Source organism: Mycobacterium interjectum, from assembly GCF_900078675.2.
Taxonomy (GTDB): domain Bacteria; phylum Actinomycetota; class Actinomycetes; order Mycobacteriales; family Mycobacteriaceae; genus Mycobacterium; species Mycobacterium interjectum.
The window spans coordinates 4,024,244-4,037,265 of the sequence record NZ_LT546237.1 but is presented as its reverse complement, the minus strand read 5'-3'; the positions used below and the strand labels follow the sequence as shown (position 1 = coordinate 4,037,265).

16 protein-coding genes and 1 tRNA gene are annotated in these 13,022 nt (G+C 68.3%); 13 read left to right on the top strand and 4 right to left on the bottom strand.

Going from position 1 to position 13,022, the window contains the following annotated elements; all coding sequences use genetic code 11:
* Nucleotides 1-19: 19 nt before the first annotated feature.
* Entirely contained in the window at nucleotides 20-376 is a 357-nt protein-coding gene (locus tag BN4348_RS53975) for a LapA family protein (protein WP_066916871.1), read from the bottom strand.
* A gap of 114 nt (nucleotides 377-490) precedes the next feature.
* Between BN4348_RS53975 and BN4348_RS53970 the strand changes: the two genes are divergently transcribed.
* From BN4348_RS53970 to BN4348_RS53950, 5 genes are read left to right on the top strand one after another with little or no spacing between them, the layout of a single operon-like run.
* The gene (locus BN4348_RS53970; RefSeq protein ID WP_066916869.1) at nucleotides 491-1,444 is read left to right on the top strand and encodes an ABC transporter substrate-binding protein; all 954 of its coding nucleotides are present in this window, start codon (nucleotides 491-493) and stop codon (nucleotides 1,442-1,444) included.
* A complete protein-coding gene (locus BN4348_RS53965; protein WP_066916867.1) occupies nucleotides 1,441-2,532 on the top strand; it encodes an ABC transporter ATP-binding protein in 1,092 nt (363 codons plus the stop codon). Before BN4348_RS53970 ends, BN4348_RS53965 begins: the two co-directional genes overlap by 4 nt.
* 12 nt (nucleotides 2,533-2,544) lie before the next feature.
* Nucleotides 2,545-3,231 (top strand): ABC transporter permease, encoded by a 687-nt coding sequence (locus BN4348_RS53960; RefSeq protein ID WP_066916865.1) that lies wholly within the window; start codon nucleotides 2,545-2,547, stop codon nucleotides 3,229-3,231.
* Nucleotides 3,228-3,986 (top strand): ABC transporter permease, encoded by a 759-nt coding sequence (locus tag BN4348_RS53955; protein WP_066916863.1) that lies wholly within the window; start codon nucleotides 3,228-3,230, stop codon nucleotides 3,984-3,986. The genes BN4348_RS53960 and BN4348_RS53955 overlap by 4 nt, the downstream gene beginning before the upstream one ends.
* A 4-nt stretch (nucleotides 3,987-3,990) precedes the next feature.
* The gene (locus BN4348_RS53950) at nucleotides 3,991-4,590 is read left to right on the top strand and encodes a putative glycolipid-binding domain-containing protein (RefSeq protein WP_066916861.1); all 600 of its coding nucleotides are present in this window, start codon (nucleotides 3,991-3,993) and stop codon (nucleotides 4,588-4,590) included.
* Here the strand turns inward: BN4348_RS53950 and BN4348_RS53945 are convergent.
* Nucleotides 4,553-5,497 (bottom strand): prephenate dehydrogenase, encoded by a 945-nt coding sequence (locus tag BN4348_RS53945; RefSeq protein ID WP_084454551.1) that lies wholly within the window; start codon nucleotides 5,495-5,497, stop codon nucleotides 4,553-4,555. The genes BN4348_RS53950 and BN4348_RS53945 overlap by 38 nt on opposite strands.
* Before the next feature lie 96 nt (nucleotides 5,498-5,593).
* Between BN4348_RS53945 and BN4348_RS53940 the strand changes: the two genes are divergently transcribed.
* The 4 genes from BN4348_RS53940 to BN4348_RS53925 all read left to right on the top strand — a co-directional run bounded on the left by BN4348_RS53940 (nucleotide 5,594) and on the right by BN4348_RS53925 (nucleotide 7,371).
* Nucleotides 5,594-6,115: a tRNA adenosine deaminase-associated protein gene (locus BN4348_RS53940; protein ID WP_066916859.1), complete on the top strand. Its 522-nt coding sequence runs from the start codon at nucleotides 5,594-5,596 to the stop codon at nucleotides 6,113-6,115.
* 6 nt (nucleotides 6,116-6,121) lie between these two features.
* Nucleotides 6,122-6,577, top strand: coding sequence for a nucleoside deaminase (locus BN4348_RS53935; protein ID WP_066916857.1), 456 nt, complete (start codon nucleotides 6,122-6,124; stop codon nucleotides 6,575-6,577).
* Nucleotides 6,578-6,606: 29 nt separating this feature from the next.
* Nucleotides 6,607-6,696: transfer RNA gene (locus BN4348_RS53930), tRNA-Ser, on the top strand.
* A gap of 363 nt (nucleotides 6,697-7,059) precedes the next feature.
* Nucleotides 7,060-7,371 carry a WhiB family transcriptional regulator gene (locus tag BN4348_RS53925; protein WP_066916934.1) on the top strand — a complete coding sequence of 104 codons (312 nt, stop codon included), beginning with the start codon at nucleotides 7,060-7,062 and terminating at the stop codon, nucleotides 7,369-7,371.
* 79 nt (nucleotides 7,372-7,450) lie between these two features.
* Here BN4348_RS53925 and BN4348_RS53920 read toward each other — a convergent pair whose 3' ends face one another.
* Complete coding sequence (locus tag BN4348_RS53920; RefSeq protein ID WP_066916855.1) at nucleotides 7,451-8,611, bottom strand: glycoside hydrolase 5 family protein; 1,161 nt, start codon at nucleotides 8,609-8,611, stop codon at nucleotides 7,451-7,453.
* Between the two features lie 201 nt (nucleotides 8,612-8,812).
* Nucleotides 8,813-9,196: a hypothetical protein gene (locus BN4348_RS53915; protein WP_066916853.1), complete on the bottom strand. Its 384-nt coding sequence runs from the start codon at nucleotides 9,194-9,196 to the stop codon at nucleotides 8,813-8,815.
* Nucleotides 9,197-9,307: 111 nt separating this feature from the next.
* Between BN4348_RS53915 and BN4348_RS53910 the strand changes: the two genes are divergently transcribed.
* From BN4348_RS53910 to BN4348_RS53895, 4 genes are read left to right on the top strand one after another with little or no spacing between them, the layout of a single operon-like run.
* Nucleotides 9,308-9,694 (top strand): DUF2237 family protein, encoded by a 387-nt coding sequence (locus tag BN4348_RS53910; protein ID WP_066916851.1) that lies wholly within the window; start codon nucleotides 9,308-9,310, stop codon nucleotides 9,692-9,694.
* Nucleotides 9,695-9,749: 55 nt separating this feature from the next.
* The gene (locus BN4348_RS53905; RefSeq protein ID WP_066916849.1) at nucleotides 9,750-11,018 is read left to right on the top strand and encodes a sulfotransferase family protein; all 1,269 of its coding nucleotides are present in this window, start codon (nucleotides 9,750-9,752) and stop codon (nucleotides 11,016-11,018) included.
* Nucleotides 11,019-11,032: 14 nt separating this feature from the next.
* Nucleotides 11,033-12,268 carry an MBL fold metallo-hydrolase gene (locus tag BN4348_RS53900; protein ID WP_066916932.1) on the top strand — a complete coding sequence of 412 codons (1,236 nt, stop codon included), beginning with the start codon at nucleotides 11,033-11,035 and terminating at the stop codon, nucleotides 12,266-12,268.
* On the top strand, nucleotides 12,265-13,014 hold the full coding sequence (locus BN4348_RS53895) for an SDR family NAD(P)-dependent oxidoreductase (protein ID WP_066916847.1): 750 nt from the start codon (nucleotides 12,265-12,267) through the stop codon (nucleotides 13,012-13,014). The genes BN4348_RS53900 and BN4348_RS53895 overlap by 4 nt, the downstream gene beginning before the upstream one ends.
* Nucleotides 13,015-13,022: the final 8 nt, after the last annotated feature.

Genomic DNA, 13,022 nt, shown 5'->3' with positions numbered 1-13,022 from the left:
TTGACTGCCGGCGCGAAAGCTAACCGGGCGGCGCTGAAGGATTTGAGTGTGCCGCCGCGTGATGCTTCTTCGCCGCGCGACGCAGCTGAAGGATCCGCGCGGTGCCGGCCGCGACCGTGATCAGCCCGCCCACCACCGCCGCCAGCAGGATCGCCACGCCCAGCGGCAACGTCCAGCGCCAGCCGAAGAACGCAAACGACGCCGAACTCGTGTTCTGGGCTATGAAGATGAGCAACACGATCAGGGTCAGAAAGCCTGCGGTCAGGGACGTCCACAGGGCGCCGGCGCGGGTGAACCCGACGGCCGGCTCCTTGGGGGTCGCGCCACCGTGCGGAGCCGGTGACGGGGTGGGCGAGGCTGGGGTTTGGCCACTCATACTGTCATCTTTGTCCCATCCTGGGCGGATTGAAACAAATCCACGCAAAACACCACCCGCGACCTGCCCTCGGGCCTGCCGCGTCGCGGCGGTTCTGCCGTTAGTGTCGGCGTTATGAGGATGCTGCCGCGCGCCCGCCGCGCGACCTTCCGCGCGGCAGCGTGGCTGGCCACGTTATGCCTGATCGCGGCCTGCAGCAATTCCGATCCGCTGGGGGCGGTGGCCCGCAGCCCGAAATCCATTGTGGTCGGCTCCGGCGATTTCCCGGAATCGGAGATCGTCGCCGAAATCTACGCACAAGCGCTGCAGGCCAACGGTTTTGAGATCGGGCGTCGAATGGGCATCGGCAGCAGAGAGACGTATATCCCTGCGCTGAAAGATCATTCCATCGATCTGGTGCCCGAGTACATCGGCAACCTGCTGTTGTACTTCGCGCCCAACTCCACCGCGACCTTGCTCGACGACGTCGAGTTGGAGTTGTACAAGCAACTTCCCGGTGACCTGTCGATCCTCACGCCGTCACCGGCTTCCGACACCGACACGGTCACCGTCACCGCCGGCACCGCCCGCAACTGGAACCTGAAGACAATCGGCGATTTGGCCGCCCACTCGCCCGAGGTGCGGTTCGGGGCGCCCTCGGCGTTCGAGAACCGGCCGTCCGGCCTGCCGGGCTTGCGGCAGAAGTACGGCCTGGCCATTAGCCCGGGTAACTTCGTCGCCATCAACGACGGCGGCGGCGCGGTGACCGTGCGCGCATTGCTGGAGGGCAGGGTCACCGCCGCCAACGTCTTCAGCACGTCACCGGCCATCCTGCAAGAACACCTGGTGGCGCTCGAGGATCCCGAACACAACTTTCTGGCCGGCAACATTGTCCCGCTCGTGAATTCGCAGAAGAAGTCGGATCTGCTCAAGAACGTGCTCGACGCGGTCTCGGCGAAGCTGAGCACCACCGGCATGGCCGGCCTCAACGCCGCGGTGTCGGGAAACTCGGGAGTCGATCCGGACCAGGCGGCACGAAACTGGGTGCAGTACAACGGCTTCAACCACCCGATCGGCCAACGCCGTTGATTGTCTTCGACCACGTCAGCAAGGTGTTCGCCGACGGGACCGCCGCCGTGGACCGGCTGAGCCTGACGGTTCCGACCGGCGAATTGACCGTCTTCGTCGGGTCTTCGGGCAGCGGCAAGACCACGGCGCTGCGGATGATCAACCGGATGATCGAGCCGACCTGCGGCACCATCACCGTCGACGGCGCGGACGTCAGAGGCGTCAACCCGGTGCGCCTGCGCCTCGGGATCGGCTACGTCATCCAGCACGCCGGACTCATGCCCCATCAGCGCGTGATCGACAACGTCGCAACCGTTCCGGTGCTGAAGGGACAGCCACGTAGGGCCGCCCGCAAAGCCGCCTACGAGGTGCTCGAACGCGTCGGGCTCGACACCAAGATCGCCGCCCGCTACCCGGCCCAGCTGTCCGGCGGTGAACAACAACGCGTCGGTGTGGCCCGCGCACTGGCCGCGGACCCACCCATCCTGCTGATGGACGAGCCGTTCTCGGCGGTCGACCCGGTGGTACGGCACGAGCTGCAAAACGAAATACTGCGGCTGCAAGGCGAATTGCGCAAGACCATCGTCTTCGTCACTCACGACATCGACGAGGCGCTCAGACTGGGCGATCGGGTAGCGGTGTTCAAAGGCGGCGTACTGCAGCAGTACGACGAACCCGCGCAGCTGCTTTCGCGTCCGGCCAACGAATTCGTGGCCAGGTTCATCGGCATGGGCCGCGGCTACCGATTGCTGCAGCTGATGGACGCGGCCGGCTTGTCTTTGCATGACATCGAGCGGGTCGCCGCCGACAGCCTGCGCGATACCGGCCTGCCCGACGGCTGGGCGGTGGTGGTCGACGACGCGGGAGCCCCAGTGGGGTGGATCGACGCCGAGGGCCTGCGCAAGCACCGCGGCGGCGCGCCGTTGGCCGACAGCGTCAGTGGCGTCGGCTCGCTGTTCCGCCCGGGCGGCAATCTCAGCCACGCGCTCGACGCGGCGCTGTCGTCGCCGTCGGGCGTCGGCGTCGCCGTGGACGACGGGGGCAAGGTCATCGGCGGCGTGCTGGCCGCCGACGTGCTGGCCGCGGTCGACGCGCGGCGGCGGGCCTAGAGGAGAGGGTCGATGCACTACTTGTTCACCCATCTCGACGACGCCTGGGCGCTGACGCTGGTGCATCTGCGGCTGTCGTTGGTGCCGGTGCTGATCGGGTTGGCGATCGCGGTCCCGCTGGGCGTCGCGGTGCAGCGCGCGCCGATTCCCCGACGGCTGACGACGGCGGGCGCCGCCGTCGTGTTCACCATTCCGTCGCTGGCACTGTTCGTGGTCTTGCCGATGATCATCGGAACGCGGATCCTCGACGAGGCCAACGTCATGGTCGCGCTGAGCGCCTACACCGCCGCGTTGCTGGTGCGGGGGGTGCTCGAGGCGCTGGATGCGGTGCCGGCCCAGGTGCGCGACGCCGCCGCCGCGGTTGGGTACCCGACACTCAAGCGGATGCTGAAAGTCGACCTGCCGCTGTCTATCCCGGTGTTGGTCGCAGGGTTGCGCGTGGTCGTGGTGACCAACATCGCGATGGTCTCGGTCGGCTCGGTGATCGGCATCGGCGGCCTGGGCACCTGGTTCACCGCGGGCTACCAGACCGACAAGAGCGACCAGATCGTCGCGGGCATCGTCGCGCTGTTCGTGCTGGCCACCGTCATCGACGCGGTCATCGTCGTGGCCGGGCGGCTTGCCACGCCGTGGGAGCGCGCCGGGCGCAGGACCGGTCGCCGCTCGGTGGTGGCCCCGGTCGTGGGCGGCGCGCGATGAACTTCCTACAACGGGCGCTCGCCTACCTGCTGACCGCCGACAACTGGACCGGTCCGGTCGGGCTGGCGGCGCGCGTCGTGGAGCATCTGGAGTACACCGCGATCGCGGTGGCCGCGTCCGCGGTGATCGCCGTCCCGATCGGGCTGGTCATCGGGCACACGGGTCGCGGCACGCTCCTGGTGGTGGGGGCGGTCAACGGGCTGCGGGCGCTGCCGACGCTGGGCGTGCTGCTGCTGGGGGTATTGCTGTTCGGGCTGGGCATCGGGCCGCCGCTGGTTGCCCTGATGCTGCTCGGAGTGCCTTCGCTGCTGGCCGGTACGTACGCGGGCATCGCCAATGTCGACCCGACGGTCGTCGACGCCGCCCGCGCCATGGGCATGACGGAGACCCGGGTGTTGCTGCGCGTCGAGATACCCAACGCGCTGCCGCTGATCCTGGGCGGGCTGCGCAACGCGACGCTGCAGGTGGTCGCCACCGCGACGGTGGCCGCCTATGCCAGCCTCGGTGGGCTGGGCCGATACCTGATCGACGGGATCAAGGAGCGCCAATTTCAGCTCGCCCTGGTCGGTGCGCTGATGGTGGCCGCGCTCGCGCTGATCCTCGACGGCCTGCTCGCGCTGGCGGTGTGGGCCTCGGTGCCGGGCACCGGGCGGTTGCGCGGCCGATCAGGCGGGGCCGCCCGGCGGCCCGGCCACGTGACGCCCACCGCACTTGGGGCCAAACCCGCCGCCGCCGATGGACAAGTCCTACGGTAGAAGCGTGAACGCAGCCCCCTCTGACCCAGCCCGGCGCGTGTGGCAGGCGATGTTGACCTGGCGCGCGCAGGACGTATCCCGCATGGAATCGGTGCGAATCCAAGTGTCCGGCAAGCGGATCCGGGCCAATGGACGCATCGTGGCCGCCGCCACCGCGACCAACCCGGCGTTCGGCGCCTACTACGACGTGCAGACCGACGAGACCGGCGCCACCAAGCGCCTGGGGCTGACCGTCACGCTGGCCGAGCGGGAACGCGTGCTCTCCATCGCCCGCGACGAGGAAAACATGTGGCTGGTGACCGACCACCAGGGCGAGCGGCGCGCCGGGTACAACGGCGCGCTCGACGTCGACGTGGTGTTCAGCCCGTTTTTCAATGCGCTGCCCATCCGGCGCCTCGGGCTGCACGAGCGGGCGGACATGGTCACGTTGCCGATGGTCTATGTGAACGTACCCGACATGTCCGTCACCGCGGCGACGGTGAGCTACACCAGCGAGGGAAGCCGCGAGGGGATCAAGTTGCGCTCCCCGGTCGCCGACACCGCGGTGAGCGCCGATGAAGAGGGATTCATCGTGGACTATCCAGGCTTGGCAGAGCGGATCTGATCACCCCGCCCGCCCGGCCCGCCGCGGCCAGTTCTTCGCGCCAGTTCTCCGCGCCGATGACGACGGTGAAGATGTCGGAGCGCGGGAAGCTGTCGTAACGGGTCCGCGCGGCGTGGCCCGCGTCGATGAGGTCGGCCAGCGTGTTGTGGGAGGCCAGCGACTCGCGGGCGCGGACGAGTAGCTCGATGACCTGGTCGAGCTCGGGCAGCAGCTGCGCGGAATTGCTCTCGCACATCGCCCGCACCAGTTCCGGGGCGGTGCCGGCGACCCGGGTGCCGTCGCGGAAGGAGCCGGCCGCCAGCGCGAAGGCCAGCGGGACCTCCCCGGCCGTGACGGCCAGCGCCTCGGCGAGCAGGTGCGGGAGATGGGAGATGGCCGCCGCCGCGGCGTCGTGCTCGTCCGATTTGGCCGGCACCACCAGCGCGCCGCAGTCCAGCGCGAGCTGCATCACCATCGACCAGATCCGGGGGTCGACATGGTCGTCCACGCTGACCACCCACGGCGCCCTGGTGAACAACCCGGCATAGCCCGCGGCCCAACCCGAATCCGCGGTGCCCGTCATGGGGTGACCGCCGACGAAGCGCTCCAGCAGGCCCGCCGCGGCCACCGCGTCGAGCACGGCGCTTTTGACGCTGGTGACGTCGGTCAGCGGGCAATCGGGGGCCAGTTCGCTGACGTGGGCGAGCAGGCCTGCCAACGCCGGCATCGGCACGGCCAGGACGATCAGCGCGCCGGTGTCGGCGGCCCGGGTCAGGGTCTGGGTGAGATCGGTGCTGGCGTCGAAGCCGTCGGCGCTGGCGGCGTGCGCGCCCTCCACCGACCGGTTGTAGCCGAACACGTCGCGGCCGGCCGCCGTGGTGGCCCGCATGATCGAGCCCCCGATGAGGCCCAGCCCGAGCACGCACACGGGGGTTTCGGACCGAGGATGAGCCACAATCCAAGGTTGGCACAGTCAGCGCTGCGTCTGGTCAGAGGGCCTGGTCAGCGACTAGCGTAGGCGCCCATGGGAGCACAGCGGGCCTCGGCGCAAGGCCCGTCCGCGGACGCGCCGGACGGCTTCGGCGTTGCGGTCGTGCGCGAAGAGGGCAAATGGCGCTGTTATGCCATGTCTCCCAAGGCGCTGACGAGCCTGAAGGCCGCCGAGACCGAGCTGCGTGAGCTGCGCAGCTCCGGCGCGGTCTTCGGACTCCTCGACGTGGACGACGAATTTTTCGTCATCGTTCGCCCAGGACCGTCGGGGACCAGGCTGCTGCTCTCGGATGCCACCGCCGCGCTGGACTACGACATCGCCGCCGAAGCGCTGGACAACCTCGACGCCGACATCGATCCCGAGGACCTCGAGGACGCGGACCCGTTCGAGGAGGGCGACCTGGGGCTGCTGTCCGATGTCGGACTGCCCGAGGCGGTGCTGGGGGTCATCCTCGACGAGAGCGACCTGTACGCCGACGAGCAATTGGGCCGCATCGCCCGCGAGATGGGCTTCGCCGACGAGCTGTCGGCGGTGATCGACCGCCTCGGTCGGTGATCACCGATCACCGACGAAGACCTGATCCGCACCGCACTGTCGGTCGCCGCGACGGCGGGCCCCCGCGACGTGCCGATCGGTGCGGTGGTCATCGGCGCCGACGGGACCGAACTGGCCCGGGCGGTGAATGCCCGTGAGGCCCTTGGCGATCCGACCGCGCACGCCGAAATCCTGGCGATGCGGGCGGCCGCGCACGTGCTCGGCGACGGGTGGCGGCTGGAGGGCGCCACGCTCGCGGTGACCGTCGAACCGTGCACTATGTGCGCGGGCGCGTTGGTCCTGGCCCGCATCGCGCGGCTGGTGTTCGGGGCGTGGGAACCCAAGACGGGAGCGGTCGGGTCGCTGTGGGACGTCGTCCGCGACCGTCGGCTCAACCACCGCCCGCAGGTGCGCGGCGGTGTGCTCGCGCAGCAATGCGCCGCGCCGCTGGAGGACTTCTTCGCCCGCCAGCGATTGGGGTGAGCGGCCAGCGGTTGGGTAAGCTGCCTGGCGGTGGCGTGTCCGAGCGGCCTAAGGAGCACGCCTCGAAAGCGTGTGACGGCTAAAACCGTCCGAGGGTTCAAATCCCTCCGCCACCGCCAAAGCCAGTCAAACCGACGGCGTCATTCACGCCGGGGTGAGCGGCGTCATCGTGCACCGATATCCACCTCGTCGCTTGGTAAAGCCTCCTCGCCCCTCGTAACCTGTTTGGCCGCGCGCCGGGCGCGGTGCCGATCGGTCGCGGGCTGCCTCCGCGCCAACTCACGGGGAAAGGTACGTCTGTACCAGAAAGCCGTTGCGCAATCGATATCGAACCGCTATCTTTGGCACTCGGGGGGATCCAGGTCACAGCAACGGGCACGTGTGGCGCGAATCCCAGCATCGGGGAGGCGGTCGCGGACTCGCGGCCGAGACGAAGGGATGGCTCCTTGCCAGGAACAGGACCGGCCTCGCGGCCGCTAAATCTGGTGCCCCCAGCCGGCGCTCCGCGCGCAGTGGACGCGGGCGATCGCGCGTGGGTCACGAAGGCGCTGTGCAGGGAAACCGATCCCGACGAACTATTTGTGCGGGGAGCCGCCCAGCGAAGGGCCGCGGCTATCTGCCGTCACTGCCCCGTGATGCAGGAATGCGGGGCGGAAGCGCTCGACAACAAGGTCGAGTTCGGGATCTGGGGTGGTATGACCGAGCGGCAGCGCAGGGCCTTGCTCAAGCAGCACCCCGAGATCGTGTCGTGGACGGATTACTTCGACAGGCGCAACAGCCGGTCGCTCGGATAGGAACCCGCGGGCGCGAAAAGCCGGCGAGGCCCGCCCTCCTTATTACGAAATTGTTACCGCTCCCCCGTCCGGGGGCGCTTCAGGTAGGCCCGCCGCTGGTCAGGCTCCTAGCCGCCTGCAATTCATTGTCCCGAAAGGGCCGGCCATCGGGTTGCAGAAGGTCATGAAACCACACCTTCGGCGGCGCCGGATACGGGTGGTCCCAGGAGTCCCAAGGATAGTAGGTCTGGGTCTTGCCGGCGACCAGACCCCAGTTGAAGGCGCCGACGTTGCGCCGCTTCGCGATCGGCAGGATCGCCTCGATGGTGCTGCCCTGGGGCCGGGCCATGTACTCGGTACAGATGATCGGTCGCCCCAGCGGCGCAAGCTCGGCGATCCGCGACTCGAAGCCCGCGGGCTCGGCGTATGAGTGAAAGGTGATCACGTCGGCGTTGTTCAGCTGGATGTCGCTGATCGGGCTGCGGCCCCCCTGCTCGCCCTGATCGCCGCCGCGCCACACGCCGCTTGTCAACGGTTGGCTCGGGTCGACCGCGCGCGCCCACCGGAACACCTGGGGGAGCAGCTCGGCGACCAGTTCCAGCTTGTCTTTCCTCTCCACCTTTTGATACACGCGCGCGGGGTTGTCGGGCTCGTTCCACATGTCCCAACCCAAAATCCGGTTGTCACTGCGGAATTGGGTCAACACGCTCGTCACGTAGTCGTGCAGGACGCGGGTGTAGGCGGGATCGCCCAGGCGTTCGGCGCCGGGGCTCTGCACCCAACCCGAGTTGTGCACGCCGGGCCTCGGCGCCCGTTGCGGGCCCAGTTTGGGGAACGGGTCCCAGCACGAGTCGAAGAAGACGAACAGCGGCCTGATGCCGTGGCTGGCGGCGAGGCTGACGAACTGCGCGAGGCGGTTGTGGAAGCCGCGGGCGTCCTGCGCCCACAGCTGATCGTGCAGAAACACCCGCACGCTGTTGAAGCCGTATGCCCGGGCCCAGCCCAGCTCGGTATTGATGCGCCGGAGGTCGTAGGTGCCCGGCTGAAACATCTCGAGCTGATTGATGGCGGTGGACGGGATGTAGTTGGCACCGACGAGCCATCCCTGCGCTTGGTACCAACGATTGGCACGGTCGGGTGACCACCGGGTCACCTCACCGGAGGAGCGCGGTGCCGGTTCGGCCGAGGCGCGGGGCGCGTGGGCCAGCGCCGTGCCCGCCGCCAGCAGCAAGGGGATCTTGAGGGCTGTTCGACGGTGCACGATCTGACGATAAATTTCGCCGGGCCGCCTCCCCGGGATTTGGCCAGCGAGTCGCCGGGGAGCTTATCGGCGCTTCGGGAATTGTTATCTCGTTGTGACCTAGCGGCATTCACGCGCGGGGCCCGCGGGTGCGTTGTGGCCCTTGGGATGCGGTCACGACGGGCGCCAAGACCGTTGTGCGCCTGGTGAAAACGGGCCCGCTCAGATGCCGAATGACTGCGGCGACCACTCGTTTACGACAAGGGGTAACGAGACCACCGAATCTCCGCACGAAACGTCGATCACCCAGCGGCCGTCAAACGGCAGCCGCGTCTCGATCGGAAAGAAGGCGAAACCCGGAAAGTCCCCGACGGCGGCCTGTGGCGCTTCGAACGAAGTGTGTTGAGTGGCGTCAAGCGTCGGTGGCTTCATTTCCACGTCGATCCGCCGTTCCGAATCTTCGTCGTCGGGCTGGGTCAGCACCACCAGGACAATGCGGGCCACCCGGTCGGGACCGACCGTGAATTTGGACAGCACGCCGCCTTGCACGTTTAGTTTGTTGTCGACCGTCGCGGCCGCTTCCGCCAGGAAAGCACCGGCAAGCATCACACGCAGAACGTACCGCGTAGCAGGGCCGATCGGGTACCGGATGGCATTTGCGGAACGGATGCAAAAAGATCCTTCGAACTTCGCGCCGAGGAGCGCGATACTAAGCGCGTGCCTGATCGCAATGTGCTCGGCGGTCCGCTGGAACCGTGCGGCACGGAACCACTTACCGGTTACTACCGCGACGGCTGCTGCTCGACCGGTTCGGAGGACCTCGGCCGGCACACGATCTGTGCGGTGATGACCGCTGAGTTCCTGGAACACCAGCGTTCCATCGGTAACGACTTGCTGACGCCGGTTCCCGAGCTCCGGTTCCCCGGGCTGCTCCCCGGCGACCGCTGGTGTGTCACCGCGCTGAACTGGCTCCGGGCCCATCACGACGGGTTCGCCGCGCCCGTGGTGCTGGCGTCCACCCACGAGCGCACGCTCGAGGTGGTCCCCCTGGAGGCGCTGCAGGAGCACAAGGTCGACGTTCCCGACGACCTGGCTAACCTGTAGAACTCTCGGCTCGCTGCGGTAGCTTCGACGCAGTCGATGTCGAGGAGGCGGGCGCGTGGGTCATGCGGTCGGCGACGTGAATGACATCGACTTCGACGATCTGACGGCACCTCGGCTGACCGATGTGCAGCGTCAGATTCTGGAATTCACCGAAGCCAGGCCGGTCGACTTCGACATCGACCGGATGCTGGCCGAGGCGGTCGGGCAGGCCGGTGCCGGCGATCTGGACGACGGCGACGGGTTCGGGGAGCGGCTGGCCGCGCACGTGGCGGCGATCGAGGCCGACGAGGGCCTGACCCAGCTCACCCGCACGTCGCTGCGGCAGCGAGTGGTTCGCCTGCTGCGCAACCGGCTGTCGCTGGTCGAGCTCATCGGGCGCTACCCCGAAATCGAGTCGATTGTCATCGAAAAGCCCCTCATCGTGGTCGGGATGCCGCGATCCGGCACCACGCATCTGGTGAATCTCATCGCCGCCGACCCGCGCCGGCGCGCGCTGCCCTATTGGGAGAGCCAGGAACCGATTCCCGCCCGCGGCCAGGGCCCCGACATCTTCGGGGTCGATCCCCGCTACGCGCGGGCGAAGGCCGAGCACGACGCGCTCATGGCCAGCGCGCCGGTGGTGGCCGCGATGCACGACCGGTTTCCCGAGGCGATCGAGGAGGAGGTCGAACTGCTCGACCTCGACCTGGCCGCCTACGTCCTGGAATGGCACGCGCGCGTGCCCGATTGGCGCGATTACTACCTGGCGCTCGACCAAAACCGCCACTACGCGTACCTGAGGAAAGTTCTGCAGGCGCTGACCTTCCTGCGCGGTCCGCGGACCTGGGTCCTGAAGAGCCCGCAGCACTGCGAGCAGCTCGGCCCGCTGATGGCGACCTTTCCCGACGCGACGGTGGCCTTCACCCATCGCGACCCGGTGGCGGTGGTGCAGTCGGCGATCACGATGATGGCCTACTCCGACCGGCTGCGCCGCACCAGCATCGACGCGGGCTGGCTGCTGGACTACTGGAGCGACCGGGTGCACCGGCTGCTCGGCGCGTGCGTGCGTGACCGCGAGCTCGTTCCGGCCGAACGCAGCATCGACATCAGCTTCCACCACCTCAACGGCAACGAGCTGCCGCTGCTGGAGCAGCTGTACCGGCGGGGCGGCGTCGAGCTGACACCGAAGGTGCGGGGGCGCCTGCAGCAGTACCTGGACGGCAACCCGCGGGGCAAGCACGGCCGCATCCGCTACGACCTGCAGCGGCATTTCGGCATCTCGCCCGACGAACTGCGCGGGCGGTTCGGCTTCTACTTCGACAGGTTCGACGTCCGCCCCGAATGAAGGAGACATCCGCGATGGAACCCGTCTATCGCAGCAGACCCGGCGCCGATGCCATGCGCCCGGCGTCCGCCGAGAAGGCCGACCAGATAGCGCCGGGCCTGTGGTGCTCGCCGGGCCTGTCGAACGCCTACCTGCTGACCACCGGCGACGGCCGGGTCGTCGTCAACACCGGGATGGGCTTCGAGGGGCCGGTGCACCGCGCCAACTTCGACGCCGTCGACCCCTCCCCGGTGCGCTACATCATCTTCACGCAGGGCCACGTCGACCACGTCGGCGGCTTGGACAGCGTGCGCGACCCCGATACAACGGTTGTCGCGCAGGCGAACTGGACCGCGTGGCGCGACGACAACGAACGGCTGATCCCGTACCGCGCCGCCCGCAGCGCGTTCGCCTTCCAGGACAAGCTGGCGACGGGCATCCAGGCCATTCAGCGCCGTCTCGGTACGACGCGGCTGGCCGGCCAGAGCGTGCCCGTCGTCGACCTCGAATTCGAGGACACGCTGACCCTGGAGATCGGCGGCCGGCGGATGGAGCTGATCTCGGTGCCCGGCGGTGAGACCACCGATTCGCTGGTTGTGTGGCTACCCGACGAACGGATCTGCCTGTGCGGGAACACCTTCGGCCCGGTGTTCGGGCACATCCCCAACCTCGTGACGATGCGCGGCGACCGGTACCGGGACGCGCTGACCGCGATCGCGTCGGTCGAGCGGGTGCGCGAGCTGGAGCCGGAACTCCTGGTGACCGGCCACTTCGACCCGATCGCCGGCAAGGGGCGCATCAACGCCGAATTGACCCGGCTGCGGGACGCGATCCAATACATCCACGACCAGACCGTCGCCGGGATGAACGCGGGCAAGGACGTCCGGACCCTGATGCGCGAGATCACGTTGCCCCCGGAATACGAAGTGGGCCAGGGCTACGGCAAGGTCGCCTGGGACGTGCGCGCCGTCTGGGAGAACTACTCGGGCTGGTTTCATCACCGGTCGACCACGGAGCTGTACCCCGTCGGCTTCGACGCCGTCGCCGCCGACGTGGTGGAGCTGGCCGGCGCCGATGCGTTGGTGGACAGGGCGCGCAGGCACCTCGACGCGGGCCGGGCGCTGCACGCCATCCACCTCGCCGAGCTCGCCGCGTCCGAGCACGCGGGCGCGCGCGAAGTGTTGAAGAGGGCGCACGAAACGCTGCTGGCCGACAGCACCAACTTCTGGGAAAGCGCCTGGCTCACAAACCGATTAGCGAGGAACTTATGACGGCACGCGTCACCTTCGACTTCACCGGGACGGAGGTGCTGATCACCGGCGGCACCAGCGGCATCGGGCACGCCAGCGCGACGCTGTTCCGCGACGCCGGTGCCTCGGTTGCCATCACCGGAACCAAACCGACCGCCGCCGACTACCAGGCCGACCTGTCCGGTATGGCCTATCACCAATTGCAGATCATCGAGGAAAAGTCGATAGACGCGCTCGCGCAGAGGTTCACCCGCCTCGACGTGCTCGTCAACAATGCCGGCGCGAATTTCCCCGGCGGCCTTGACGAGTCGAAGCCCGACGGGTTCGACGCGTCGGTCGCGCTCAACCTGACCGGTCCGTACCGGCTCACGGTCGCCCTGTACGGGGCGTTGAAGTCGTCGACTGCGCCCGGCGGCGCCAGCGTGGTCAACCTGGCGTCGATGTCGGCGCTGCGAGCCGTTCCGCTGGTGCCCGGCTACGGCGCCGCGAAGGCCGGGATCGTTTGCATCACGCGGAATCTCGCGGTCAAGTGGGCGCGCAAGGGGATCCGGGTGAATGCGGTGGCGCCGGGCACGATCGACACCCCGATGACCGCTCCGATGCACGGGTCGGCCGAACTGGTGGAATCCGAGCTGGCGCACATTCCGTTGCGCCGGTTCGGATCGGTCGGGGAGATCGCGCCGACGATCGCGTTTCTGTGCACCGAGCAGAGCAGCTACACCAGTGGCGCGCTCTTCGTCGTCGACGGCGCATCCGACTGCGTCTGAAAGCAAGG